Raw genomic sequence first — 24,857 nt, 5'->3', positions numbered from 1 at the left:
TCTTGCCGCCCGAAACCGCCCCGATGACCCGCGCCACCGACGACCGCCTGCTCCCCGACGACCTGCCGCAGGCGTGGCGCAGCGGGCTGACGGCGCAACTGCAGCCGGGTGAGGCGGTTCAGGTTTGGTTGCAGACCGATCTCGACGAGACGCTGCATTTCGCAACGAATCTGCTGGTGCTGACCGACCGCCGGCTGCTGGCCTGCGCCGGTGAGCAGTGGCGCAGCTGGCCGCTGGCCGTGGGCCAGCACTTCCAGCACCACGACCACGCCGGCGTCGGCACGCTGGCGCTGCACGACAGCGAACGTCGCCTCGCCGGTTGGCGCTACACGCTGGCGCTGAACACCGAAGCGCTGCGGCTGGCCGACCAGCACGCACGACAGATCGAGCGGCTGGCCCATCCCGACCACGTGGTCGAGGACGAGGACGGCCTGTGCCCGCGCTGCAAGGCGCCGCTGCCGCCGGACGACGACGAGTGTCCGCTGTGCGAACGCAGCACGACGCGCCCGCCCTCGACCTGGGCGCTGCTGCGGCTGTGGCGTTTCGCCCGGCCCTACCGCGGGCGGCTGTTCGCCGGCTTCCTGCTGACGCTGGCGTCCACCGCTGCCAACCTGGTGCCGCCCTACCTGACCATCCCGCTGATGGACAAGGTGCTCATTCCGCACCAGACCGGCACGCCGATCACGGCGGCGGCGGTGTGGCCCTACCTGGCCGGGCTGCTCGGCGCCGCGCTGCTGGGCTGGGCGCTGGGCTGGGCGCGCACCTATATATTGGCGCGTGTGTCCGAGCGCATCGGTGCCGACCTGCGCACCACCACCTTCGACCACCTGATGGGCCAGTCGCTGGAGTATTTCGGCGGCAAGCGCACCGGCGACCTGATGGCGCGCATCGGCGCCGAAACCGACCGCATCAACGTGTTCCTGTCGCTGCACCTGCTCGACTTCGCGACCGACGTGCTGATGCTGTTCATGACCGCCGTCGTGCTGTTCTCGATCAACCCCTGGCTGGCGCTGGTGACGCTGCTGCCACTGCCGGTGATCGCCTGGATGATCCACACGGTGCGCGACCGGCTGCGCACCGGCTTCGAGAAGGTGGACCGCATCTGGGGCGAGGTGACCAATGTGCTGGCCGACACCATTCCGGGCATCCGCGTGGTCAAGGCCTTCGCGCAGGAGAAGCGCGAATCGGCCCGCTTTGCTGCCGCCAACCGGCGCAACCTCGAAACCAACGACCGGGTGAACCGCGTGTGGTCGCTGTTCGGCCCGACGGTGACGCTGCTGACCGAGGTCGGCCTGCTGTTCGTCTGGGGCTTCGGCATCTGGCAAGTGGGGCGCGACCACATCACGGTGGGCGTGCTGACCGCCTTCATTGCCTACATCAGCCGCTTCTACCTGCGCCTCGATTCGATGAGCCGCATCGTGTCGGTGACGCAGAAGGCGGCGGCCGGCGCCAAGCGCATCTTCGACATCCTGGACCACGGCTCCAGCGTGCCCGAGCCGGCGCGGCCGGTGCACCTCGAACGGGTGCAGGGCCGCATCGAACTGCGCGGCGTCGCTTTCCGCTACGGTAACCGCGCCGTGCTGCGCGGCGTCGATCTCGACATCGCGCCGGGCGAATTCATCGGCCTGGTCGGGCACAGCGGCTCCGGCAAGAGCACGCTGGTGAACCTCATCAACCGCTTCTACGACGTGTCCGGCGGCAGCATACGCATCGACGGCACCGACATCCGCGCGCTGCCGGTGGCGGAGTACCGACGTCACATCGGCCTGGTGCTGCAGGAGCCTTTCCTGTTCTTCGGCACCATCGCCGACAACATCGCCTACGGCAAGCCGGACGCCACGCGCGCCGAAATCATCGCGGCGGCGCGCGCGGCGCACGCGCACGAATTCATCCTGCGCCTGCCGCACGGCTATGACTCGATGGTGGGCGAGCGCGGCCAGACGCTGTCCGGCGGCGAGCGACAGCGCATCTCGATCGCGCGCGCGCTGCTGATCGATCCGCGCATCCTGATACTCGACGAGGCGACCTCGTCGGTCGATACCGCGACCGAGAAGGAAATCCAGCGCGCGCTCGACAATCTGGTCGAGGGCCGTACCACGCTGGCCATCGCCCACCGCCTGAGCACCTTGCGCAAGGCCGACCGCCTGGTCGTGCTCGACCGCGGGCAGATCGTCGAAGTCGGTCCGCACGACGAACTGATGGCGCGCGAAGGACACTACTACCGGCTTTACATGGCGCAGCAGCGGCTGGCCGAAGCCGACGCCGCGGAAGGAGCGCTGGCATGACGATTTCGCTCGAACGCGACGCACACGGCCTGCTGGTTTTCGTCGATGCGACCGGCCAGCGCCACGCCGGCGTGCAGCCGGTGCGCGCCTTCCCGCTGTCGGCGCCGGGCGAGGGTGTGGCGCTGATGTCGGCCGACGGCCACGAACTGGCCTGGCTCGATGCGCCCGATGCGCTCGACGCCGCCAGCCGCGCATTGCTCGACGAGGAACTGTCGCGCCGCGAATTCATGCCGCGCATCCGCAGCATCACCGGCGTATCCAGCTTCTCCACGCCCTGCGACTGGGACATCGTGACCGACCGCGGCGCCACCCGCTTCACGCTGCGCAGCGAGGACGACATCCGCCGCCTGGGCGGCGCGCGGCTGCTGATCACCGACAGCCACGGCATCCACTACGAAGTCGCCGACATGAAGGCGCTCGACCGGGCCAGCCGGCGCATCCTCGACCGCTTCCTGTGAAGCGCCGCGGCCGGCGCGGAGAACGTACGCGCCGCTGCGTTGTCTCGGGAGTCCGGCCGTTACAATCCGGCCCGACAGACCCAGAACAACAAACGCCTTCCCCCAGGACCGATGCACTTCCTCATCGTTGATGACCACGCGCTGTTCCGCGAGGGACTGCGAACGCTGCTGCAAAGTCTGGATGCTGGATTGACCGTCACCGAGGTCGACAGCTGCGAAGCCGGGCTGGCACTCGACGACGAAGCAGCCGGATTCGACCTCATCCTGCTCGACCACACACTGCCTGGCATGAACGGTCTGCGCGGCATACGCGCCTTCCGGCAGCGTTTTCCGAGCAGTCCGGTGATGGTGGTGTCCGCCACCTATACGCCGGCACTGATCGATGAGGCGATCGCCGCGGGCGCCCGTGGCTATCTGCCGAAATCGGTCAGCTTCGCTGTCATGCGCGATGCAATCGAACAGGCGCTGATGCGACAGCCGGTCAATCCGGTGGTCGCCGGCCGCCCGTCCGGCGCCCTTGAAGTGGTGCTGACGCCTCGCCAGATGGACGTGCTGCGTCTGATGCGCGAGGGTCTGACCAACAAGCAGATCGCGCAGCAGCTGGGCAGCAGCGAGTTCACCGTGCGTTCGCACGTGTCGGCCATCCTGCACGCGCTGGATGTGGACACCCGCACGGCGGCGGTCAGTGCCGCGCGCGACAAGGGCCTGATCTGATGGCGGTGGCGCAGCCGTCGGATGCGTCAAGCCGCAGCCGGCTGCTCGCCGAACAGGTCGAACTGCTCTACCGGCACGCGCCGTCCATCTACGCCGGCAACGCACTGGCGGCCTCCGGTCTGGCCCTGATGGTGTGGGACCAGGTCGAGCGCGCGCCCTTCGTCGCCTGGCTGGGCGTGCTGGCGCTGCTGACCGCCGGCCGCATGGCATTGGTCGGCCTGTGGCGCCGGCAGCGCGGGCAGATTGTGCATCCGGCGCGATGGGCCAACGCCTTCGCGGCAGGTGCCGGTCTGTCGGGTCTGCTCTGGGGCGTCATGGGCGGGCTGTTCTCCGGGCCGGACCCCTTGCAGATGGCCTCGGTGGGTGTGGTGCTGGCCGGACTGGTGTCGGCGTCGGTGTCCTCGCTGTCGGTCTATTACCCGGCGTACGCGGTGTTTGCGCTGCCCGCCATCCTGCCGATCGCATTCCGCTGCCTGCAGTCGGACGACGGTTTCATGCGCGGCTTTGCGCTCATTTCCATCGGCTTCGTCGTCATCTGCCTCATCTTCGCCTGGCTGAACAACCGCTCGATCCGCGCTGCCATCCTGCTCCGTTTCGAGAACCTCGAACTGCTGCGCGAGGTGTCGGCGCAACGCGAACAGGCCACTGCCGCGCGCGAACAGGCGGAACAGGCGAACGCGGCCAAGACCCGCTTCCTGGCGGCAGCCAGCCATGATCTGCGCCAGCCGTTGCAGGCGCTGTCTCTGTTCATCGACGCCCAGGCGCATCATCAGGACGCGGCGGCGATGCAGCAGCTCAATGGCCGCATGCGCGAAGCGGCCGACAACATGGGTCTGCTGCTCGACAATCTGCTCGACTACGCGCGCATCGAAACCGGCGCGCTCAGCCCGCAGTGCGCATCGGTGCCCCTCACCGCCTGTTTCGCCCGGCTGCAGAGCGAATTTGCGCCGATCGCCGCCGAGCGCGGACTGGCGCTGCGCTTCCGGCCGACACCGCTCCACGGCGTGACCGATGCGGCGCTGTTCGAGCACATCCTGCGCAATCTGGTCGGCAATGCGTTGCGCTATACGGAAAAGGGCGGCGTGCTGGTGGCCTGCCGCAGACGGGGCGACAGCCTGGTGGTCGAGGTGCGCGACAGCGGCATCGGCATTCCGGCGGCCAGCCTCGGCGACGTGTTCAAGGAGTTCTACCAGCTTGCCAATCCGGAGCGCGACCGGCGCAAGGGGCTGGGCCTCGGCCTGTCCATTGTCGACGGGCTGGCGCGCGCACTGTCGCATCCGGTGAGCGTGCGGTCACAGCCGGGCCGCGGATCGGTGTTCTCGATCACGCTGCCGCGCGGCGAAGCGCCGCCGCCGGTGCTGCCGGTGGTGGCGGTGACCGCCGCGCAGAGGCTGAGCGGTCGTCGCGTGCTGGTGATCGACAACGAGGCGGACATCCGCGAGGCGCTGGCCGCGCTGATGCGGTCCTGGGGTGTCGGCGTGATGCTTGCGGAAAGCGCCGCCGCCGCCATTGCGCTGGACGGCCCGGCACCGGATGCCATCCTGGCCGACTTCAGGCTGCATGGCGGCCACACCGGCATCGACGCCATCGCCGCACTGCGCGCGCATCACCGGTGCGACATACCGGCCGCACTGATCACCGGCGACACCGACCCGGCGCGGACGCGCGAGGCGAGGGCGGCCGGCTTCGCGCTGCTGCAGAAGCCGACGCCGGCGCACCGGTTGGCCGCCTTGCTGGACTATCTGCTCGAACCGGCGGCGTGACGCGCGCCACGCACGCGATGCGGTCGGTACCGGTGTGCGGGCTGCAGTGCTACAGGTGTACGATTTTTTCGTCCGGCGCAATCGCCAGAATCGGTCATCCCCCGACAGACCGTTTCCATGTTGCGCATCGCCCGCTCCGCCTCCGCCGTTCTGATCCTGCTGCTGTCGTCTGCCGCGTTCGCGCAGCAGGCGGATGTCGATCGCGCCATCCGTGAATCGCAGCGCCTGCTGCTGGAGGAGCAGCAGCGCCAGGCGCGCGAGCGCGAAGACCTGGAGCGTCGCCGGCCGCGCAGCGAAGGCGCCGATCTGCAGCCGGAGCCGGCTCGGCCGGCTGCCGCCGGGGGCTGCTTCGCGATACGCAGCGTGCAGCTCGACGGCGCCACGCTGCTGGACGAGGCCGACCGTGCCCGACTGACCGCGGCCGGTATCGGCGACTGCATCAGCCTGGCGCAGATCAACGCGGTGATGCAGGCGATCACCAATCACTATGTGGTGCGCGGCTACACCACCACGCGGGTGTATCTGCCGGAACAGGATCTGGGCTCCGGCACGCTGAAGCTGCTGGTGCTGGAGGGCCTGATCGAACAGTTCAGGCTGGACGGCGAGGGCGTGCATCTGGGAACCGCCTTTCCGGGCCTGAGCGGCCGCGTATTCAATCTGCGCGACATCGAACAGGGACTGGACCAGATCAACCGGCTGCGTTCGAACAGCGCAACGATGGACATCGAACCGGGCGGCGTGGCCGGCGCCTCGACCATCGTCGTGCGCAACCGGCCGCGCAAACGCTGGTCGGTCAATCTGGCGGCGGACAACACCGGTTCGCAGTCGACCGGGCGCGAGCTGGCCTCCGCCGCGCTGGCCGTGGACAACCCGCTGGGTCTCAACGATTTCCTGAACCTGTCCGGCCGGCTCAACACCGACGCCGATCACGACGACCGGCTGTCGCAGTCGGTGTCCATGCTGTACTCGATTCCCTGGGGCTACTGGACCTTCACCGGCACGGTCAGCGAGTTCGACTACGCAAGCCGGGTGCGTGGCGCGGTCACCACCTTCAATACCTCGGGCACCTCGACCACCTACGGCCTGCGCGCGGACCGTGTGCTGTTCCGTGACCGCAACAGCAAGCTGTCGGCCTTCGGCAATCTTGCGTTCAAGGATGCGCGCAACGCGCTCAACGGCAGCCGCATCGCCGCCAGTTCGCGCCAGCTCGCCACGCTGGACCTCGGCGTGTCGGCGTCCACCGTGGTCGCGGGCCTGCTGCTGTCCGGCGACATCGCCTGGGTGCAGGGCCTGGACGCCTTCGGCGCGCTGAAGGATGCGGCGGCACAGGACAGCGATGCGCCGCGTGCACAGTTCGACAAGATCGTGCTGAATGCGTCGGCCTCGGCCTCGCTGCCGGTCGGCCGGCAGACGCTGTCGCTGTCGTCCTCGCTGTCAGCCCAGCGCGCCACCGACACGCTGTACGGCACCGAACAGTTCTTCATCGGCGGCCCGTTCTCGGTGCGCGGTTTCCGCCGCTACAGCATCGCCGGCGATTCCGGCTGGTGGCTGCGCAACGAGGCCGCACTCCCGCTGCAGTTCGGTGACACCCGGCTGCGCCCCTTCGTCGGCTGGGACATCGGCCACATTCGCGCCGACGCGGTCGGCGACGGCGGCACGCTGGCCGGCGTCACGGTCGGCGTCGGTGTCAATCGCGGCCCGCTGGCCGCCCAGCTCGCCCTGTCGGCGCCCACCGTGCTGCCCAGCCGGCTCGGCAGCCACGACAGCTACGCCCATTTCCGTGTTTCGGTGGATTTCTGATCATGATCCGCACACTCACCCCCTTTGCCGCCGTTACGCCCGCCCGCCGCACGATCGCCCGCGTGCTGATACTGGTGATGAGCCTGCCCTCGGTACCGGCCTTTTCCGCACCGCCGGTGGCGGCGGACAACCGTACCCAGGTCGAGCTGACGCCGAACGGCGTGCCGCTGGTCGACATCGCGCGCGCCAACGCAGCTGGCGTGTCGCACAACCGCTACCAGAGCTTCGACGTCGACCGTCAGGGCCTCATCCTGAACAACTCGACCGAGGTGCAGCGTTCGCTGCTGGCAGGCACCGTGCGCGAGAACGCCAACCTGCAGGGCCGTGCAGCCACCGTCATCCTGAACGAGGTGGTATCGGCCAACCGCTCGCAGCTGAACGGCTACATCGAAATCCACGGTCGCGCCGCCGAGCTGGTGATCGCCAATCCGTACGGCATCACCTGCAATGGCTGCGGCTTCATCAACACGCCGCGGGTGACGCTGAGCACCGGTCTGCCCAGCTTCGAACAGGACGGGCGACTGGGCGGCTTCGAGGTGCGCCAGGGCGACATCCTGGTCGGCGCCGACGGCCTGGACGCCAGCGAGGCGGCCTATTTCGACCTGCTCACCCGTTCGCTGCGGGTGGATGGCCCGATCTGGGCGCAGGCGCTGGCGGCCACCACTGGCCGCTTCGACCAGACCTATGCCGGCCGCGTCACCACCGTCGACAGTTCCGTGTCGTCGGACGTGCCGCCCACCGTATCGATCGACGTCGCCGCGCTCGGCGGCATGTACGCCAACCGCATCCGCCTGATGTCCACCGAACGCGGTGTCGGCGTGACAGCGCGTGGCGACATGGCCGCCACCGTGGATGACGTGGTGATCGACGCCGCCGGCCGTCTCACGCTGAGCGGGCGCATCAGCGCTACGCGCGACATCGCGGCGCAGGCGGCCGGGCCGGTGACGACCGGGCGCAGCGGCGCCAGTGGCAGCGACGCCTTCGTGTTCGCCGGTCGCGCGCTGGACATCGCCAGCGACGAGGCGCTTGAACTTGACGACGGCCTGCTGGGCGGCGAGGCGTCGATGGCGCTGAGCGGCACGCAACTGGACGATGCCGGCGGGAACGACGCCGACCGCTACAGCGGCGGTGACATCCGGGTAACGGTTGCGGGGTCGGCCACGCTGGATGCGGCGCGCTGGGACGCGGGTGCGGGTTTTGCGCTGCAGGCCGGTGATGCGCTGCGGCTTGGTCAGGCCCAGCTCACCAGCCGCGGCAGCGGCAGCGCACTCGCGCTGGGCGCAGCGACCGTGGACCTGTCGGCGTCACGCCTGCGCGCAGTGAATGACGTGACCGTCGCGGCGGACGACACGCTGACGCTTGCCGCCAGCAGTGAAGCCGGTGTTGCGGCCGGCCGGGACGTGAGCCTGTCCGCCGGTACGGCGATCACGCTATACGGCGGCGTCGAGGCCGGCCGGGATATCCGCATCGACACCGCCTCGCTGACCGGACGCACCGCGTCCTGGCTGTATGCCGAGCGCGATCTGACGGTCGCGGCGACCGCTGCAGTGCAGCAGGCCGGCGCGCAGTGGTCGGCCGGCGATATCGCACGGCTGCGCGCGCAGACGCTGGATTTCGCCGGCGAAACCGTGGCGGGGGTGGTCGATGCCGATGCGCTGTCCACGCTCACGCTGGGGGCCGATGCGCTCCTGTATGGCGTCGACGACATTGCGCTGGCCGCTGACAGCCTGATCCTGTTGGGCGGTACCGTCTATGCCGAGCGGGACGCCGCACTGACCGGCCGCAGCGTATTCAACGACTCGGCAGCGGGTCTGCGCGTGGCCGGTCGGGCGATGGCCCTGTCCGCCGGCCAGGATCTGGTGCTCGCCGCCGGTCAGCGCTACGACGCCGGCGCAAGCCTGAGCGTCAGCGCAGGCCGCGACCTGGTGCTGGGCGGATCGGCCGACCCGGACAGCGACGGCGTGCTGCTGTCATCCGGCGGAGCTATCACCCTGTCCGCCGGGCGCGACCTCACGGTGGCGCGCAACGGCGTCGCAGTGAGCGACGGCGATCTGCTGGCCGATGCGGCGCGCCGGCTGGTGCTGGCGCCCCACGACTCGACCGCGGGCGTGCAGAACTACGCGCTGGGTGCCGGCGGCAACGCGGTGCTGCGCTTCACCGAACTGGGTCAGGACGAAATCTTCGCCGGCGCCGTGGCGGTCGGCGGCGACCTGCAGTTCGTGCAGCGCGCCGCCGGGCGCGGCATGACCTTCCTGCGCTTCGCCAACGGATCGCGGCTGGACGTCGGCGGCACGGTGCGCGCGGAGCGCGACGACTTCAATTCGGGCAGCGCCTTCGAAATCTATCTGGACGCCGGCGCAACCTGGATCGCCAACGCCTTCGATCTCGAACTGGCCCGACTGGATATCCAGAGCGGCGCGGTGTTCCGTGGCGGCAGTGGCCAGTCCACGCTCCGGCTGAACCAGCTCTGCTCGACCGGCATCTTCAGCGCCGACTGCACCCAGTTCGCCGGCACGCTGACCGGCAGCGCCCGCACCCAGCTCGACATCTACGGTGATTTCGTCAACGCCGGTCGCATCAGCAATGCCGAGGTGGGCGATCCGGCAGCCGGCTCCAGCCTCGCCATCTCGACCTACGGCAGCTTCACCAATACCGCGGCCGGTTTCGTCGGCGGCTCGGACCGGCTGTCCGTCACGGTGGGCGACAGTGCGACGCTGCGCAACGACGGGCTGATGTACAGCTCCGGCAACATGACGCTGACCGGCGGCAGCAGCGCCCTCATCGTCAATGGCGCAGGCGCCACGCTGCTGATGGGTAGCGCGCGGGCCGGCACCGCCGACAACCAGTCGCTGATCGGCGGGCTGGATGCGGCGGCCGCGACCCGCACCTTCCGCAACCACGGCAAGGTGGAAGCGGTGGGACAGCATCTGCTGATCCAGGTCGGCAGCTTCATCAACGCCTTCGAGACCCGGCCCGCGACCGATTTCGTCTTCATCGGTGAAACCTGGCAGATCTGTCCGGACCGCCTCGCCAACTGCCGCTTCACCGGCAACGCCTACGCCGATCCGGCCACCGTGTTCTATCGCCGTCCAGTCGAAACGGGCAGTCCGCTGAGCGAGAGCGCAAGCTGGGACCGCGACGACCAGATAGGCTGGAACGCAGACCTTCGCGGCGACCGGTCCAATCAGGACTCCGGCTTCTTCCCGGTGTACAACAACAACCAGGAGGACTACTACGCCGGTCAGAAGGCCTATTTCCTGCAGGACCTGGGCGAGGTCAGGCAGGACTGGTATGTCGTGCATCGTTACGAGGAGCGTCTGCGCGACCCGGCCGCGGTCGCCGCGGCCACGCCGTCGATCACGGTCGAGTCCGGCGATCTGACGATACGCACCGATGCCGGCCGCAACGAAGCCGGCCTGCTCAGCAGTACCGACACGCTTACCATCGCCGGGCTGAGCAATGCCGCGGTCAGCAGCTTCAGCAACACGTCGCTGGAAATGGCGACCCAGACCTATCGCAGGGAGGTGATCCGCAAGTACACCTGCCATACCGACGGACTGGCTGGCAGCGTCTGCGACAAGCTGAACTGGCTCGGCAAGTCGTCCTACCTGACCGGCTATACCGATACCGACTGGACGGGTTTCGTGCGTCTCGGCGACGCCTTCGGCCCCGGGGTGAGCGGTACGGTCAAGGCACGCACGCTGGTCGCCAGCGTGGGCAATTTCACCAATACCGGCACCGGCGGCGGCATTTCCGCCGCGTCGCCGGTCATCGATGGCGCCATCGGCGCGCGCGGACTCGACGCGCCGGATCGTCAGCAGGTGCAGGCCAGCGGGCCGGCGCAGTCCTCGCTGCAGCTGCCCACCGGCGCCAACGGTCGCTACGTCCAGGCCAGCGACCCGTCCGCCGGCTATCTGGTGGAAACCAATCCGCTGCTCGTTTCCTTCGACAACCCCTATCTGGGTTCCGACTACCTGATGGCGCAGCTCGGCCTGCAGCCGGAGAACTACCTGCTGCGTTTCGGCGACGCCGCCTACGAGGCGCGGCTCATACGCGAGCAGGTGCAGGCGCAGACCGGCGCGGCACTGCTGCGCACCGCCTACAGCGACTACGAACAGCAGGCCATGCTGATGGACAGTGCGGTGGCCGAGGCGAAGCGGCTGCAGCTCAACCTCGGCACCGCGCTGACCGCCGAACAGATCGCCTCGCTGAAGCAGGACATCGTGTGGATGGTGGCGACCGAGGTGGCCGGCAAGACCGTGCTGGTGCCGGTGGTCTATCTGACCGACGCCACCCGCGCCGCGGGCAGCACCAGCCAGGTGCTGGCCGAGCGCGCGATGATCACTGCCGACAGCTTCACCAACCGCGGCGGCGAGATCAACGCGAATGCGCGGCTGCAGGTGGTGTCGCGCGGCGATCTGAACAATATCGGCGGCCTGATCGGCGGCGGCAACGTGTCGCTGAAATCGCTGACCGGCAACATCAACAACATCACCGAAACCAAGCGCATCGGCGACAGCCGCAACTACTACACGGTGGCGGGCCCGCGTGGCGGCATCGTGGCCAGTGGCAGCCTGCTGCTCAACGCCAGTCAGGACATCAACATCACCGGTGCCGACGTGGTGGCCGATGGCGCCGCCGCGCTGGTGGCCGGCCGCGACGTGAACGTGAGCGCGCTGGTGCTGGAAACCCGGATGGAACACGCCACCGAGGGTCGCGGCGTGCTGAGCCGTACCGCGAACAGCGAAAGGGTGACTACGCAGTCCGCAAGCGGTGCGCGGGTGATGGGTGGGCAGGGCGTGCTGCTGGACGCCGGTCGCAATGTCGACGTGCTCGGTTCCGACATCGATGGCGGCGAGGGCGTGGCCGCGCTGCGTGCGCGCGAGGGCGACGTGAACATCCGCAGCATCGCGCTGCAGAGCAGCGCGTCCGGCAGCAGTGAGCGCGAAGGCTTCTTCGCCGAAGCGACGTCCAACAGCACCTCGGATGCGCGCAAGGGCACGCCGTTCTCGGCGTCGGGATTCAGCGGCTATGAAAAGAGCACCAGCTCGTTCGAAAGCAGCAGCACCGCGAATGCCGGCAGCCGGGTCGGCGGCAAGGGGGTGGCGGTGCTGGCCACGAAGGGCTCGGTCACGCTGCAGGGCTCGGACATCGAGGCGGGCGAGGACGGTGCGCTGATTTCCGCCGGCAAGGACGTGAACATCATTGCCGCCTACGACAGCACGCAGTCGAGGTCGTCGTCGGAACAGCACCGCTTCGGCATTTCGGCCGACGCCAGTACCGAAGGCGTGATGGGCGGTCTGAAGACCCAGGGCGGCACGCTGCAGACGGAGGACAGCAGCCGCACCGCGCAGACCAGCTCCATCACCTCGGCCGGCGGCATTTCGGTGACGGCGGGCGGCACGCTGAAGCGCGAGGGCGCGCAGTTCAATGCCAAGGGCGACATCAGCTTCGAAGCCGACCGCATCGAGGACATCGCGGCACGCAACGAAACGTCGAGCAGCCAGACCGGACGTACCTACGAGGCCGGCATATCCGCCGGCGTGACCACGGGCCTCGGCGGTACCGTTGCCGGCATCGCCAGCGGCGACGTCCGGCAGGTGAACATTTCGTCGCCGCAGTCGCAGGTGGTGATCGGCGGCTCCGGCTCCAGCTTCTCGGGCAGCGAGGGCAGCAGCAGCGCGGTGGTGAGTCAGATCCGTGCCGGCGGCAACGTCAGCGTGCGCGCGAGCAAGGATGTGGTCGAGGAGGGCACGCGCTACAGCGCCGGCGGCGACATCGACATCGCGGCGCAGTCCTACGAGAACCGCGCCGCGGCCAACACCCGGCGCGCAGCCAGCGATACGTCGAGCGCCAACTCATCGCTGACCGTGGCGGTGAATGCGGCGTCCGAGGCCAGCGCTACGCTGACCGCGGCAGGCGCCAACGAGAAGGAGAACTCCGCGTCGTCGCAGGCGGTGGTCGGCGGTTTCGACGCCGGCCGCAACGTGAGCATCCGCACCGACAAGGACCTGCGGCTGGAGGGCTCGGGCGTCAAGGCCGGCGGCAGCGTGTCGCTGGCGGCCGGCGGCGACCTGAAGCTGGATCAGGCCAACGACACGCGCAGCGCGTCGTCGTCCAGCACGTCCGGTGGCGCCACCGTGTCGGTCAGCGCCTGTCTCGACCTCACCTGTGTCGGCGGCAGCGTGGCGGCCAACGCCCGCACCGGCGACGGCCAGGAAAGCAGCCGCAGCGGCCGCGGGGTGAACATCCAGTCCGGCGGCGCCACGTCGCTGTCGGCCGGCAATGACATGACGCTGCAGGGCACCAACGTGAGGGCCGGTGGCGATATCGCGCTGGCCGCCGGCGGCGACATCGACTTCCAGGCGCTGTCGAGCAGCACCTCGCGCACCGGTCGTGTCGATGGTGCGGGCGTGCAGGCAGGCCTGAACGTCGGCAAGAGCATGAATCTGGCGAAGGACGGCGGCGGCAGCGCATCGGTCGATTTCGAGCGGGTGCGCGAGAACGAGAGCACGGATACCCGCCGCGGCGGCACGCTGCAGTCCGGCGGTCAGCTGTCCATCACCAGCGGTGGCGACACCCGGCTGGAAGGCACCCAGGCTTCGGCCCGCAGCGCGCGGGTGAATGTGGGCGGCAATCTGCTGATGGAGTCCGCGCAGAGCACAGAGAAGGAGGACACCAAGAACGTCGCCGGCGGCCTGTCGGTATCCGGTGGCCGCAACGTCGGCAGCGGCACCGGCGACGCCGCCGGGGCAGGCGGCAATGCGGCGGCCTCGGGCGGTGGTGGCAAGTCCTTCGGCTTCAGCGCGAACGCCGACGTCGATCTGCGCGACAAGGACAACCTGACCAACCAGAACGCACTGATCCAGACCACCGGCGGCACCGAACTGAACGTGGCCGGCAACGCCACGCTGGCCGGAGCCAATATCCGTGCCGGCGGCGGTGTGAGCGGCGAGATCGGCGGCAAGCTCACGGTGGAAACCCGTACCGATCGGGTGAAGGAAAGCGCGACCCGTGTCGATGCCTACGTCGGCCTGTCATCGGTCAATATCGGCGGCGACAAGAAGAGCGATGGCGACGCGCCGAAGATGAACGCCGGCGACCGTTTCGACCGTACCCAGGGCAAGGCGATCGACGCGCTGAACCACGCAGGCAGCACCGGCCTCATGCTGAAGGCGGAGTCGTCCGGCACGGACAGTCAGACCGTGAGTCAGCGCAGTGGCATCGACGGCGGTGCGGTCGGCCTCGGCGGGCTGACGGTGAAGCAGGGCGCGAATTTCGTCAGCGCCGCGCCCGGCAGCGACGGCATGAAGATCGAAGGCACCGTCACCCGCAGCGAGGTGACGACCTACACCCGCAACGCGCCCACGGTGGCTATCGACGTGCGCGGCACGGTGGCCAGTGCGCTTGGTTCGGACGAAGCGCAGGGCGGCACCATCAGCGGCAATCTGGTCAAGGGCTCCAACATCTTCCGCGACCCCGACAACATGGTCGTCCGCAACCGCGTGTCCGGGAGGGAGGATGCGCCGGACACGCCGAGCACGCCGATCGCCCGGCGAGCGGTTGACGACCTGCCGCCGGGCGGCGTGCGCCGCAAGGACCCGGAGCCGCTGCCGGCGCCGCCCCCACTGAAAGCCCCTCCGGCCGATGATGCGCCCACGGTACGCCTGCGTGCCGCTGCAGTGAGCGAAGGCAGCGGGCCGCGTGTGCGGGTCGGCGACGAGGGGGCGCCTGCGGTCCGACCGCGGGCGGACGCCGACGCGCCGCCGGTGCTGCGGCCGGTACAGGCCGCCGACGGTCCGCAGGTCGCTGTGCGGCCGCGTACCGGTTCCGGTGGGGATGGCGATGTCGCGGCACCGCGGCGCGGCAGTACCGCAGGTGGTGACGACGTGGCCGGCGGCACCCCGCGCAGGCCCTCGGCCGGAGACAGCGATGCGGCCGTGCGGCCGCGTGCGGGCAGCGGTGAGGCGGAGGGGGGCGACGGGAATGTCCGTCGTCCGGTGGTCAGCGGCGACGACCCGGCGGTGCGACCGCGCGCCGGCAGCGATCGCGAGCCGGTGGTGCAGCCCGGCCGCGAAACCGGCGGCAATCCGGACGGGGTGGCCGCGCGCCGGCCTTCGACCGGCGACAGCGAAACCGGCGTGCGGGCGCGTACGCCTTCGTCTGCCGGTGACGGCCAGGCCGAGGGCGAACGCCTCGCGCTGCTGCCGTCCGGCTATTCGACCGTGACGTCCGGCTACGACCCGGTGTCGGGCTACGATCCGGTGTCGGGCTACGACCCGGTGTCCGGCTATGACCCGGTGTCCGGCTATGACCCCGCGGACGGCAACCGGAGCGGCGTGCGACCGCCTTCGGTCGGCGCTGCTGACGCACCGGCACGACCGCGTGCCGGATCGTCCGCCGACGGCGAGCGCATCGCATACGCCGACGTGTCGTACGACCGCGTCCGTCAGGTCGCCAGCGACGGCGACACGAGCACCTACGCCGACGTGAGCTATGATGGCAACGATCCCTATACCGCGGTCGATGCGCTGTACGGTGGAGCGGCCGGTGCTGCGCCGATTGCAGGCATGTCCGAGGCGCAGCTGCGATCCGAGCGGGTCGAGCCCACCTTCCTGCCGCCGCGTACGCTGGCCAATCAACTGCAGGTGCGCGAACTGCCGGTCGAGTTCCGCGGTGAGCAGGACGGACTGGCGGAAAAGCAGGTCAAGGTCGACCGCAAGGTCGTGTATTTCAGCGACGACGATCGCCGCCTGCTCGAACTGGCCGTCGATCCGCAGACCGGACAGCTCTACCGCGCGATGGACCCCTCACGCACACCGGTGAATCTGGTGGGACAGAACAAGGTGATGCCCATCTTCGTGATGGATGCGCAGGGGCGCATCTACGCCTATCCCGAGCCGAAGAGCGGAGAAATCCATCATTCCAGCCTGGCAGCGGGGCAACCGGTGGCCCTGGCCGGCCAGCTCGTGATCAAGGACGGTTACATCACGCACATCGACAACATGAGCGGTCACTACCAGCCAACCCTCGAACAGCTGAGCCGGGCCCGCGCCTTCCTCGGCGAAAAGCTGGGCGCCAATCTCGACAACGCCGCACGAGTGGGCGTCAAGGAGACGTGGGTGCGTGATGCGACGACCGGTCAGTTGAAGCGCTCGGTCAGAATGGTCGATCTGGATCGCGACGCGGACCCGCAGGGCGGTGCCCATCTGCCGCCGGAGAACCCGCTCGATCCGCGCGCGCAGAGCGGTGCGTCGCGACCAGTCGGCACGCCGCGTCGGCGCAACCGCCCGCTGCATCGGCCGGAGCGGGGTCATCGTTCGAGCCGCCGCCGCCGGGTCTGCGCGGTGCGCAGACCGCGCCCGGGTGCCATCGCGTTGCGCGCATGAGGCGGGCGGCACCCTGAGCGCGGGTGCGCGAGCGACGCCCGACAGGGCAGAAAAACGGGGCAGCGCGCGCTGCCCCGTGTCGTTTACGGACGATCCCGACCGTCGTGGCTGGGAAGATCGCCTGAGCCGATTTTTTTTCACGGACCTGTTTTAAACATACACGAATGTATGTTTATAATCCGATCACGAACAAGAGCACCCGGATAGCGGGTGCCCCACAGACGCGCGGCGAGACCGCGCCCGATTTCCGGGAACGATCATGATGACAAGGGCAGATTTCATTCGGCGCACGGGCGTGCTGTCGGCGACGGTGCTTGCACTGGCACTCGCTGCTTGCGGCAAGGACGAAGGCAGCGGACACGCCAATGGCGGCATGCCGCCGGCTGCGGTGAAGGTGCTCACCGTGACGCCGCAGGAAGTGCCGGTGCATTACGACTACGTCGGCCAGGTGGCCGGTTCGCGCGAGATCGAGGTGCGGGCGCGGGTGACCGGCATCGTCGAGAAGCGGCTGTACGAGGAAGGCCAGCGCATCAAGGAAGGGCAGGTGATGTACCGGCTCGATGCTGCGCCCTACCGCGCGCGCGTCGCTTCAGCAGATGCCCAGCTTGATCAGGCAAAGGCGCAGCTGGCGCAGGCCGAGCGCGAATACGCGCGGGTGAAGCCGCTGGCGGAGGCCGAGGCGGCCAGCCGCAAGGAAGCCGACGACGCGCAATCGACGCGCGATCTGGCGCGTGCAGCGGTCAAGGCAGCCGAGGCGCAACTGCAGCAGGCGCAGATCGATCTGAGTTACACCGACGTGCGTGCGCCGCTGGGCGGCGTCGCCGGCCGCGCGCTGAAGGTCGAGGGCAGCCTTGCCGTGGCCGGTGCCGACAGCCTGCTCACCACGCTGGCGCAGACCGATCCGGCCTATGTGAACTTCGGCGTCGGTGAAGTGGAATACCTGCGCACGCGCGACGAAATCGCGCGCGGCGCGCTGAAGCTCGATCCGCAAGGCTTCCTGGTCAAGCTCAGGGGTTCGGACGGCAGCGACTTCCCGCGCAGCGGCCGGCTCGGCTTCCAGGACTACAAGGCAGACACCAGCACCGGCGCCTTCGCGCTGCGTGCCACTTTCGACAACAAGGACGGCAAGCTGTCGCCCGGCCAGTTCGTGCGCGTGCTGCTGTCCGGCGCCACCCGGCCGGACGCGATCGCGGTGCCGCAGCGCGCCGTGCTCGACAGCCCGAACGGCAAGTTCGTATACGTGATCGCCGAAGCCGAAGGCAAGACGCTGGCGCAGCCGCGACCGGTCAAGCTCGGTGAATGGGCGCAGCTCGGTGGCGAACTGGGCAATGCCTGGGTGATCCGCGAGGGCCTGAAGGCGGGTGAGCGCGTCATCGTCGACGGAATGGCGCGCATCTTCGTGCCCGGCTCGCCGGTGCGCATTGACGACGGCTCCGCGCCGGCACAGCCGCCGGCAGGTGCTGCGGCACCGGCCGCGCAGTAAGGAGCCGCCATGTTTTCGCGCTTCTTCATAGACAGGCCGATCTTTGCCTTCGTCATTTCCATCCTGCTGGTGCTGGCCGGCCTGGCCGCCATGCGCACGCTGCCGATCGCGCAGTACCCGGAAATCGCCCCGCCCGAAGTGATGGTGCGCGCGGTGTACCCGGGCGCGTCCGCCGAAACCATCGCGCAGACCGTGGCCGCACCGCTGGAAAGCGTCATCACCGGTGTCGAGGGCATGATGTACATGCGCTCGACCTCGACCTCGAATGGCGTGGTCGAAATCTACGCCACCTTCGAAATCGGCACCGACCCCGACAAGGCGGCGGTGAACGTGAACAACCGCGTCAAGCAGGCCGACGCGCGTCTGCCGGAAGAAGTGCGCCGGCAGGGCGTGGTGGTCGAGAAGGGTTCGTCCGCCTTCCTGGCGGTGATGGCCTTCTACTCGCCGGATGGCACGCACGAACAGCTCTACACGTCGAACTACGTGACGCTGAACGTGCTCGACAACATCAAGAAGATTCCGGGCACGACCAATGTGCAGATCTTCGGCGCCAAGGACTACGCCATGCGCATCTGGGTACGCCCGGACCGCATGACCCAGCTCGGCGTCACGGTGCCCGAGATCGCCGGTGCGCTGCGCGAGCAGAACGCGCAGTTCGCCGCCGGCAAGATCGGCCAGTCGCCGACCGGCGGCGGCCAGGACATGGTCTACACCATCACCACCAAGGGCCGCCTGTCCACGGTCGAGGAATTCGAGAACATCATCCTGCGCTCGAACGCCGATGGCACCAAGCTGCGCCTGCGCGACGTCGCGCGCGTCGAACTGGGTTCCAAGGACAACGACTTCAACGGCACCTACAACGGCAAGCCGGCAGTGCTGATGGGCGTGTTCCTGCAGCCGGGCGCCAACGCGCTGGACGTGGCCAAGGAGGTGAAGGGCGCGGTGGCCGACATGGCGACCCGCTTCCCGCCCGGCATGACCTACGCCATTCCGTACGACACCACGCGCTTCGTCGAGGTGTCGATCAAGGAGGTGGTGAAGACGTTGGGCGAGGCGATGATCCTGGTGTTCATCGTCGTGTTCGTGTTCCTGCAGAACATCCGCGCCACGCTGATTCCGGTGCTGGCGGTGCCGGTGTCGCTGCTCGGCACCTTCGCTGGCCTGCATGTGCTCGGCTACTCGATCAACACGCTCACGCTGTTCGGCATGGTGCTGGCGATCGGCATCGTGGTCGATGATGCCATCGTCGTTCTGGAGAACGTCGAGCGCATCATGCACGAGCAGCGGTTGAGTGCTCGCGAAGCGGCGCTGAAGGCGATGCACGAGGTGACCGGCCCGGTCATTGCAATCGTGCTGGTGCTGACCGCGGTGTTCGTGCCGATCGCCTTCCTCGGCGGCCTGACCGGCGAGCTGTATCGCCAGTTCGCGGTGACCATCTCGATCGCCGTCGTGCTGTCCGGTCTGGTCGCGCTGACGATGACGCCTGCATTGTGCGTGGCGCTGCTGAAGAACGAGCACAAGAGCACGGCGCGCATCTTCGTGTGGTTCAACGACTGGTTCGCTCGCGTCACCCACCGCTACACCGGTGCGGTGACCTGGATGATCCGTCGCTCGGCGGTCGGCGTCGTGCTGTTCATCGGCATGGTGATCATCACCGCCGGCCTGTGGAGCAAGACGCCGGGTTCGCTGGTGCCGGACGAGGATCAGGGCTACTACATCGCGGCCATCTTCCTGCCGGACGGCGCGACGCTGGAGCGTACCGACAAGGTGGTGGCCGAGGTGATGAAGGCCATCCAGTCCAACCCCGCCAACGAGCACGTGATGGCCTTCGCCGGCATGGACTTCATCGGCGGCGGTTTCAAGAACAGCGCGGCCACCATCTTCGTCAGCCAGAAGCACTGGGATGAGCGGAACATGAGCACACAGCAGCTGGTGGGCGAACTGTTCGGCAAGACCGCAGGCATCAAGGAGGCGCTGGTGCTGGCCTTCAATCCGCCGGCCATCTTCGGCCTCGGCAACACCGGCGGCTTCGAGTTCTACCTGCAGAACCGCGGTGACGGCGGCACCAAGCGCCTGGTCGAGAACATGGGCGCGCTGGTCGGCGCCTCGCATCAGAGCACGGTGCTGGCCGGTGGCCTGCAGACCTTGTGGCGGCCGAACGCGCCGCAGCTCTACGTCGACGTCGACCGCGAACGCGCGAAGTCGCTGGGCATTCCGCTGGACGATGCGTTCACCACGCTGGCCGGCACGCTGGGCACCTTCTACGTGAACGACTTCAACAAGTTCGGTCGCGTCTGGCAGGTGCTGATGTCAGCCGAAAGCCAGTACCGCCGCACGCCGGAGGACATCGGCCGGCTTTACGTGAAGAACACGGCCGGCGACATGGTGCCGGTGTCGGCCTTCGCCAAGGTTGAGTACAGCTCCGGCCCGGACACGGTGGACCGCTACAACAACCTGCCTGCGGTCAAGCTGATGGGTCAGGCTGCACCGGGCTATTCGTCCGGCCAGGCCATCGCCGAGGTCGAGCGGCTGGTGAAGGATCTGCCGGGCGACATGAGCTACGAATGGACCGGCGCCGCCTTCCAGGAGAAGCGCGTGTCGAGTGCGGCCGCGCTGGCGCTGATCATGGCTGCGGTGATGGTGTTCCTCATTCTCGCCGCCCAGTACGAGAAGTGGTCGCTGCCGTTCTCGGTGCTGCTGGCCATGCCCTTCGGCATCTTCGGTGCGCTGGCGGCGGTGTGGCTGCGCGGCATGACCAACGACGTGTATTTCCAGATCGGTCTGGTGACGCTGCTCGGCCTGTCGGCCAAGAACGCCATCCTGATCGTCGAGTACGCGGTGCTGAAGCACCACGAAGGCTATCCGGTCGCCGCCGCGGCGATCGAGGCGGCCCGCCTGCGCCTGCGCCCCATCGTGATGACCTCGCTCGCCTTCATCCTCGGCGTGCTGCCGCTGGCCATCTCGACCGGCGCTGGCGCCGGCGCGCGGGTGTCGGTCGGTACCGGCGTCATCGGCGGCATGCTGGCCGCGACCTTCCTCGCCATCTTTTTCGTGCCGCTCTTCTACAAGCTCATCGTCGATCGCCGTCTGGCGACGCCTGAAGACGAGCTGAAGGTGCACAAGCCGGAGACGCCCCATGTCCACGCACATCATTGATCCGGCGCGCCGCACGCTGCTGTCGGCCGCGCTGGCCGCGGCCCTGCTGTCGGCCTGCGCACTGAACCCGAAGCCGACGCCGGAACTCGACTTGCCGGCGGTGACCGCGACCACGCCGGCCGAGATCGACCGCTGGTGGGAAAGCTTCCGCGACCCGGTGCTGGACGGTCTGATCGCCGAGGCGCTCGAACGCAACGACGACGTCGTGATCGCCGTGCAGCGCGTGCAGTCGTCGCGCGCCGCGCTCGATCTGGTGCGCATCAACCGCCTGCCGGACGCCAGCCTGTCGCTGTCCGGCTCGCGTCAGCAGTACAGCAACGAGCGGCCGATACCGGGCCGCTCACGCCAGTACAACACGGTGCTCGGCGGCATTTCGGCGTCCTACGAACTGGATCTGTTCGGTCGCCTGTCCGGTCAGCGCGACGTCGCGCGCCAGCAACTGGCGGCCAGCCGCTACGCGCTCGAAGGCCTGCGCGCATCGGTGACGGCGCAGGTGGCGCGCGCCTATTTCAGCCTGCGTGCGCTCGACGCCGACGAAGCGCTGCTGTCGCAGACGCTGGCGACGCGCGAAGCCGCTCTGGCGCTGCGCGAGAAGCAGTTCGCCGGCGGCGCCATCAGTCGCTACGACCTGGAAATCTCGCGCTCGGAACGCGCCAGCGTGGCGGCTGCTCTGGCCACCACGCGCAGCAGCCGCGAACAGGCCGAAACGGCGCTTGCCGTGCTGCTCGGCCGCTCGCCGCGCGAACTGGTCGAAAGGATTCCGGATCGCGGTCTGGCGCTGTCCACGCTCGCCGTGCAGCCGGAAATTCCGGCTGGACTCAGTTCCGATCTGCTGGCGCGTCGCGCCGACGTGCGCGCGGCCGAGGCCAATCTGGCGGCGGCCAGCCTGAGCGTCGAAGTGGCGCGCACGCAGTGGTTCCCGACCATATCGCTGACGGCCGGCCTGGGCGGTGAAAGTGCGGCGCTGGGCAGCCTGCTGTCGTCGTCCGCCCGCACCTGGAACATCGGTGCAGCGATCGCGCAGCCGCTGGTCGGCCTGCTCAGCACGCGCGCCATCGTTGCGCAGTCCGAAGCCGAACGCGCGCAGATCGCGCAGACCTATCAGCAGGCGGCCCGTCAGGCTTATGCCGACGCGCTGAGCGCGCTGTCCGCCGCACGCGGCGCGCGTGAGGCGATGGACGAGACGCTGACGCTGTACGACGCCACGACCAAGGCACGCGACCTCGCCGAGAAAAACTACGAAGCCGGCCGCGCGGGTCGCATCGTGCTGCTCGATGCCGAGCGCGAAAAGCTGTCGGCCGAGCGCCAGCTCATCGCTACCCGGCTCGACCGCGTGACTGCGCTGGTCAACACCTACCAGGCGCTGGGCGGTGGCTGGTCCGGCCGCATCGAGAGCGGTGGCGACGACGAGAAGCTGGAGAACGTCCCCACTGCCTCACGCTGAAGAATTCCTTTCCTCCTCCTAGGAATTTGCGCGCGGGCTTGTCCCGCGCTTTTTTTTGCCGAAACGGTCAGGGCCTCCCGCCGGTCTGGCTGATGGCGCCTCAGGCGGCCATCACCGTCTGCAGAGGAGGTTCGCTGACCGCTTCCACCGCCGCCAGAAATTCCGCCCCCCAGCGCACGATGTCGTTGTGCTGGACGATGGCGAACAGTTCGCGCAGCCGGGACTCGGCTTCGGCGCGGTGGATGTTCAGCGCGTACAGGCATTTGTCGCGCAGGTCGTTGCGGTCGTGCGGATTGGTCAGTATGGCGCCGTGCAACTCTGCTGCTGCGCCGGCGAACTCCGACAGCACCAGCACGCCACCGCCCTGTATCAGCCCCTGGGTGGCGACATACTCCTTCGACACGAGATTGAGCCCGTCGCGCAGCGGCGTGATCCACATGACGTCGGCGATGGCGTAGTAGGCCACCAGTTCGGCGAACGGGATGGGGCGGAAGAAGAACTGCACCGGCGTCCAGCCGACGCGCGAAAAGTGTCCGTTGATGCGGCCGACCGCCTGTTCGATCTGCGTCTGCAGCGTGTCGTAGATGGTCATTTCGCTCGCTGCGGGCACGCATACGGCGATCAGCGTCACCTTCTGCCGCAGTTCCTCGTTCTGTTCGAGCAGCTGTTCGAAGGCGAGCAGCTTCTCCAGCGTGCCCTTGGTGTAGTCCAGCCGTTCGACCGACAGGATGACGCGCTGCCCCGACATCTCGCGGCGCAGACGGTCCATCAGGCGCGCGCTCTGCGTGTCGGCGAGAATGCGGCCGATGCGTCCGACATCAAGGCCGACCGGGTGTGCGCCGACGCCGATGCGCCGGCCGTGCACCTCGATTGCTGTCGTCATTTCGTCGAGCCCGACCGCGCAACCGTAGGTGAGGAAGCGCGGTGCGCAGTTCTTCGTTTCGAGCACGCGCAGCGGCGCCACACCGCGCGCGACGTCGACGAAGTTCTCCGCCTGGCGCGGAATGTGGAAGCCGATGTAGTCGCACTGCAGCAGGCTGCCGACGATGTCGCGCCGCCATGGCATCACGTTGAACACGTCGGCCGAAGGGAAATAGGTGTGATGGAAGAAGGCGATCTTCAGGTCTGGCCGCAGCTCGCGCAGCGCCGCCGGTACCATCCACAGGTTGTAGTCGTGCAGCCACACCGTCGCGCCATGCGCCGCCTCGGCCGCGGTGCGCTCGGCGAACAGCCGGTTCACCTTCAGGAACACTTGCCAGTCGTCCTCGCGGAACTGCGCGCGTTCCCAGAAGGTGTGCAGGGTCGGCCAGAAGGCTTCCTTCGAGAAGCGCTTGTAGAAGATGTCCACGTCCTGCGTCGACAGTTCGACGCGGGCGCAGCGCAGGCCGGGGTACTGTTCGCGATCGACCGTGGTGTGCGTTTCGAAGCGGGCGTCGCCCGCGTGCGCGCTCGACCAGGCGATCCACGAACCTTTGCGCCCATCGGCGAAGAAGCTCAGCAGGGTCGGGATGATGCCGTTCGGCGAGCGGTGCGGCCGGCGCAGGATGGTGCCGTCGTCGTCGATCACCTCTTCGTAGGGCAGGCGGTGATAGACGATGACCCGCTCCGACTTGCCGCAGGGCGCCATGGTGTCGCTGCCGGGCGGCAGCAGCAGTGCGCGGTCGACGAAGCGGAAGAAATCGAGTGCTTCGAGGATCCCGGCGCAGCCGACGCGGCGCGAATGCAGCACGCGCGTGCGGTCGGCGGTGGCGGCCAGCAGCGCCGCTTCCGATTCGCCGACGCAGACGCCGCGGAAGCCCTGTTCGAACATCGACAGGTCGTTCAGCGTATCGCCCGCTACCAGCACCTGGTTCATGTCCACGCCGAGGTCATGCACCAGCCGGCGCAAGGTGCTGCCCTTGTTCACGCCGCGCGGCAGGAAGTCGAGATAGCGGTCGGCCGAGTACAGCAGGTCGCAGTTCAGTTCGTGGGCGATCCGGCGCAGGTCGTCGGTCACCGCGTCGCTGTCGCAGAAATAGGAACAGCGGCGCTGCTGCGGCACCTCCTGTCGCTGCAGGCCCGGAATGCCTTCCAGTGCCTCGCTCACCGCGCGCTCGCCCGGCCACAGCGCATCGATGTCGGCCTGCAGCGGCTGCACAGCCTGTCGGGTGCGTCCATCGACCACGGTGGCCCCGACGTCGGCGATGACGTAGTGCGGCACCGGGATGGCTGCATCGGACAGGATGGGCAGCACGGCTTCGAGACCGCGGCCGGTCACGAACACCAGCGTGATGTCCGGATCGTTGCTGATCAGTTGATAGAGCTGCTGGCGCGCATCCGCATCGCCGGCAAGAAAGGTGCCGTCCAGATCGGTAGCAATGAGCAT

10 protein-coding genes are annotated in these 24,857 nt (G+C 68.5%); 9 read left to right on the top strand and 1 reads right to left on the bottom strand.

Features of this window, described 5'->3' with window-relative positions; all coding sequences use genetic code 11:
- Positions 1 to 23 precede the first annotated feature (23 nt).
- The 9 genes from AC51BJ_RS09390 (at position 24) to AC51BJ_RS09350 (ending at position 22,492) form a co-directional block, all read left to right on the top strand.
- Positions 24 to 2,285, top strand: coding sequence for a cyanophycin metabolism-associated ABC transporter (locus AC51BJ_RS09390; RefSeq protein ID WP_430433209.1), 2,262 nt, complete (start codon positions 24 to 26; stop codon positions 2,283 to 2,285).
- Positions 2,282 to 2,743, top strand: coding sequence for a cyanophycin metabolism-associated DUF1854 family protein (locus AC51BJ_RS09385; protein WP_430433210.1), 462 nt, complete (start codon positions 2,282 to 2,284; stop codon positions 2,741 to 2,743). Before AC51BJ_RS09390 ends, AC51BJ_RS09385 begins: the two co-directional genes overlap by 4 nt.
- 111 nt (positions 2,744 to 2,854) lie before the next feature.
- The gene (locus AC51BJ_RS09380; RefSeq protein ID WP_419542110.1) at positions 2,855 to 3,457 is read left to right on the top strand and encodes a response regulator transcription factor; all 603 of its coding nucleotides are present in this window, start codon (positions 2,855 to 2,857) and stop codon (positions 3,455 to 3,457) included.
- Positions 3,457 to 5,220: an ATP-binding response regulator gene (locus AC51BJ_RS09375; RefSeq protein ID WP_496280048.1), complete on the top strand. Its 1,764-nt coding sequence runs from the start codon at positions 3,457 to 3,459 to the stop codon at positions 5,218 to 5,220. The genes AC51BJ_RS09380 and AC51BJ_RS09375 overlap by 1 nt, the downstream gene beginning before the upstream one ends.
- 117 nt (positions 5,221 to 5,337) lie before the next feature.
- Positions 5,338 to 7,020, top strand: a complete 1,683-nt coding sequence (locus tag AC51BJ_RS09370) for a ShlB/FhaC/HecB family hemolysin secretion/activation protein (protein WP_496280047.1) — start codon at positions 5,338 to 5,340, stop codon at positions 7,018 to 7,020.
- 2 nt (positions 7,021 to 7,022) lie between these two features.
- Complete coding sequence (locus AC51BJ_RS09365; protein ID WP_496280046.1) at positions 7,023 to 16,409, top strand: hemagglutinin repeat-containing protein; 9,387 nt, start codon at positions 7,023 to 7,025, stop codon at positions 16,407 to 16,409.
- A 259-nt stretch (positions 16,410 to 16,668) separates the two neighbouring features.
- Entirely contained in the window at positions 16,669 to 17,892 is a 1,224-nt protein-coding gene (locus AC51BJ_RS09360) for an efflux RND transporter periplasmic adaptor subunit (protein WP_425762594.1), read from the top strand.
- A gap of 9 nt (positions 17,893 to 17,901) precedes the next feature.
- Positions 17,902 to 21,048: an efflux RND transporter permease subunit gene (locus AC51BJ_RS09355; RefSeq protein ID WP_496280045.1), complete on the top strand. Its 3,147-nt coding sequence runs from the start codon at positions 17,902 to 17,904 to the stop codon at positions 21,046 to 21,048.
- The gene (locus AC51BJ_RS09350) at positions 21,029 to 22,492 is read left to right on the top strand and encodes an efflux transporter outer membrane subunit (RefSeq protein ID WP_496280044.1); all 1,464 of its coding nucleotides are present in this window, start codon (positions 21,029 to 21,031) and stop codon (positions 22,490 to 22,492) included. Before AC51BJ_RS09355 ends, AC51BJ_RS09350 begins: the two co-directional genes overlap by 20 nt.
- A 100-nt stretch (positions 22,493 to 22,592) precedes the next feature.
- Here the strand turns inward: AC51BJ_RS09350 and ggpS are convergent, their stop codons facing one another.
- Positions 22,593 to 24,857 (bottom strand): glucosylglycerol-phosphate synthase, encoded by a 2,265-nt coding sequence (gene ggpS, locus AC51BJ_RS09345; RefSeq protein ID WP_496280043.1) that lies wholly within the window; start codon positions 24,855 to 24,857, stop codon positions 22,593 to 22,595.

The organism is Methyloversatilis sp. S146-33 (assembly GCF_059552495.1).
The sequence above is the reverse complement of the archived record's forward strand: the minus strand, read 5'-3'. Positions and strand labels throughout refer to the sequence as shown.

Excerpts from the sequence above, each read along its gene's own strand:
- AC51BJ_RS09390 (WP_430433209.1), top strand. The coding sequence starts at position 24 with ATGACCCGCGCCACCGACGACCGCCTGCTCCCCGACGACCTGCCGCAG.
- AC51BJ_RS09385 (WP_430433210.1), top strand. The coding sequence starts at position 2,282 with ATGACGATTTCGCTCGAACGCGACGCACACGGCCTGCTGGTTTTCGTC.
- AC51BJ_RS09380 (WP_419542110.1), top strand. The coding sequence starts at position 2,855 with ATGCACTTCCTCATCGTTGATGACCACGCGCTGTTCCGCGAGGGACTG.
- AC51BJ_RS09375 (WP_496280048.1), top strand. The coding sequence starts at position 3,457 with ATGGCGGTGGCGCAGCCGTCGGATGCGTCAAGCCGCAGCCGGCTGCTC.
- AC51BJ_RS09370 (WP_496280047.1), top strand. The coding sequence starts at position 5,338 with ATGTTGCGCATCGCCCGCTCCGCCTCCGCCGTTCTGATCCTGCTGCTG.
- AC51BJ_RS09365 (WP_496280046.1), top strand. The coding sequence starts at position 7,023 with ATGATCCGCACACTCACCCCCTTTGCCGCCGTTACGCCCGCCCGCCGC.
- AC51BJ_RS09360 (WP_425762594.1), top strand. The coding sequence starts at position 16,669 with ATGATGACAAGGGCAGATTTCATTCGGCGCACGGGCGTGCTGTCGGCG.
- AC51BJ_RS09355 (WP_496280045.1), top strand. The coding sequence starts at position 17,902 with ATGTTTTCGCGCTTCTTCATAGACAGGCCGATCTTTGCCTTCGTCATT.
- AC51BJ_RS09350 (WP_496280044.1), top strand. The coding sequence starts at position 21,029 with ATGTCCACGCACATCATTGATCCGGCGCGCCGCACGCTGCTGTCGGCC.
- ggpS (WP_496280043.1), bottom strand. The coding sequence starts at position 24,857 with ATGCTCATTGCTACCGATCTGGACGGCACCTTTCTTGCCGGCGATGCG.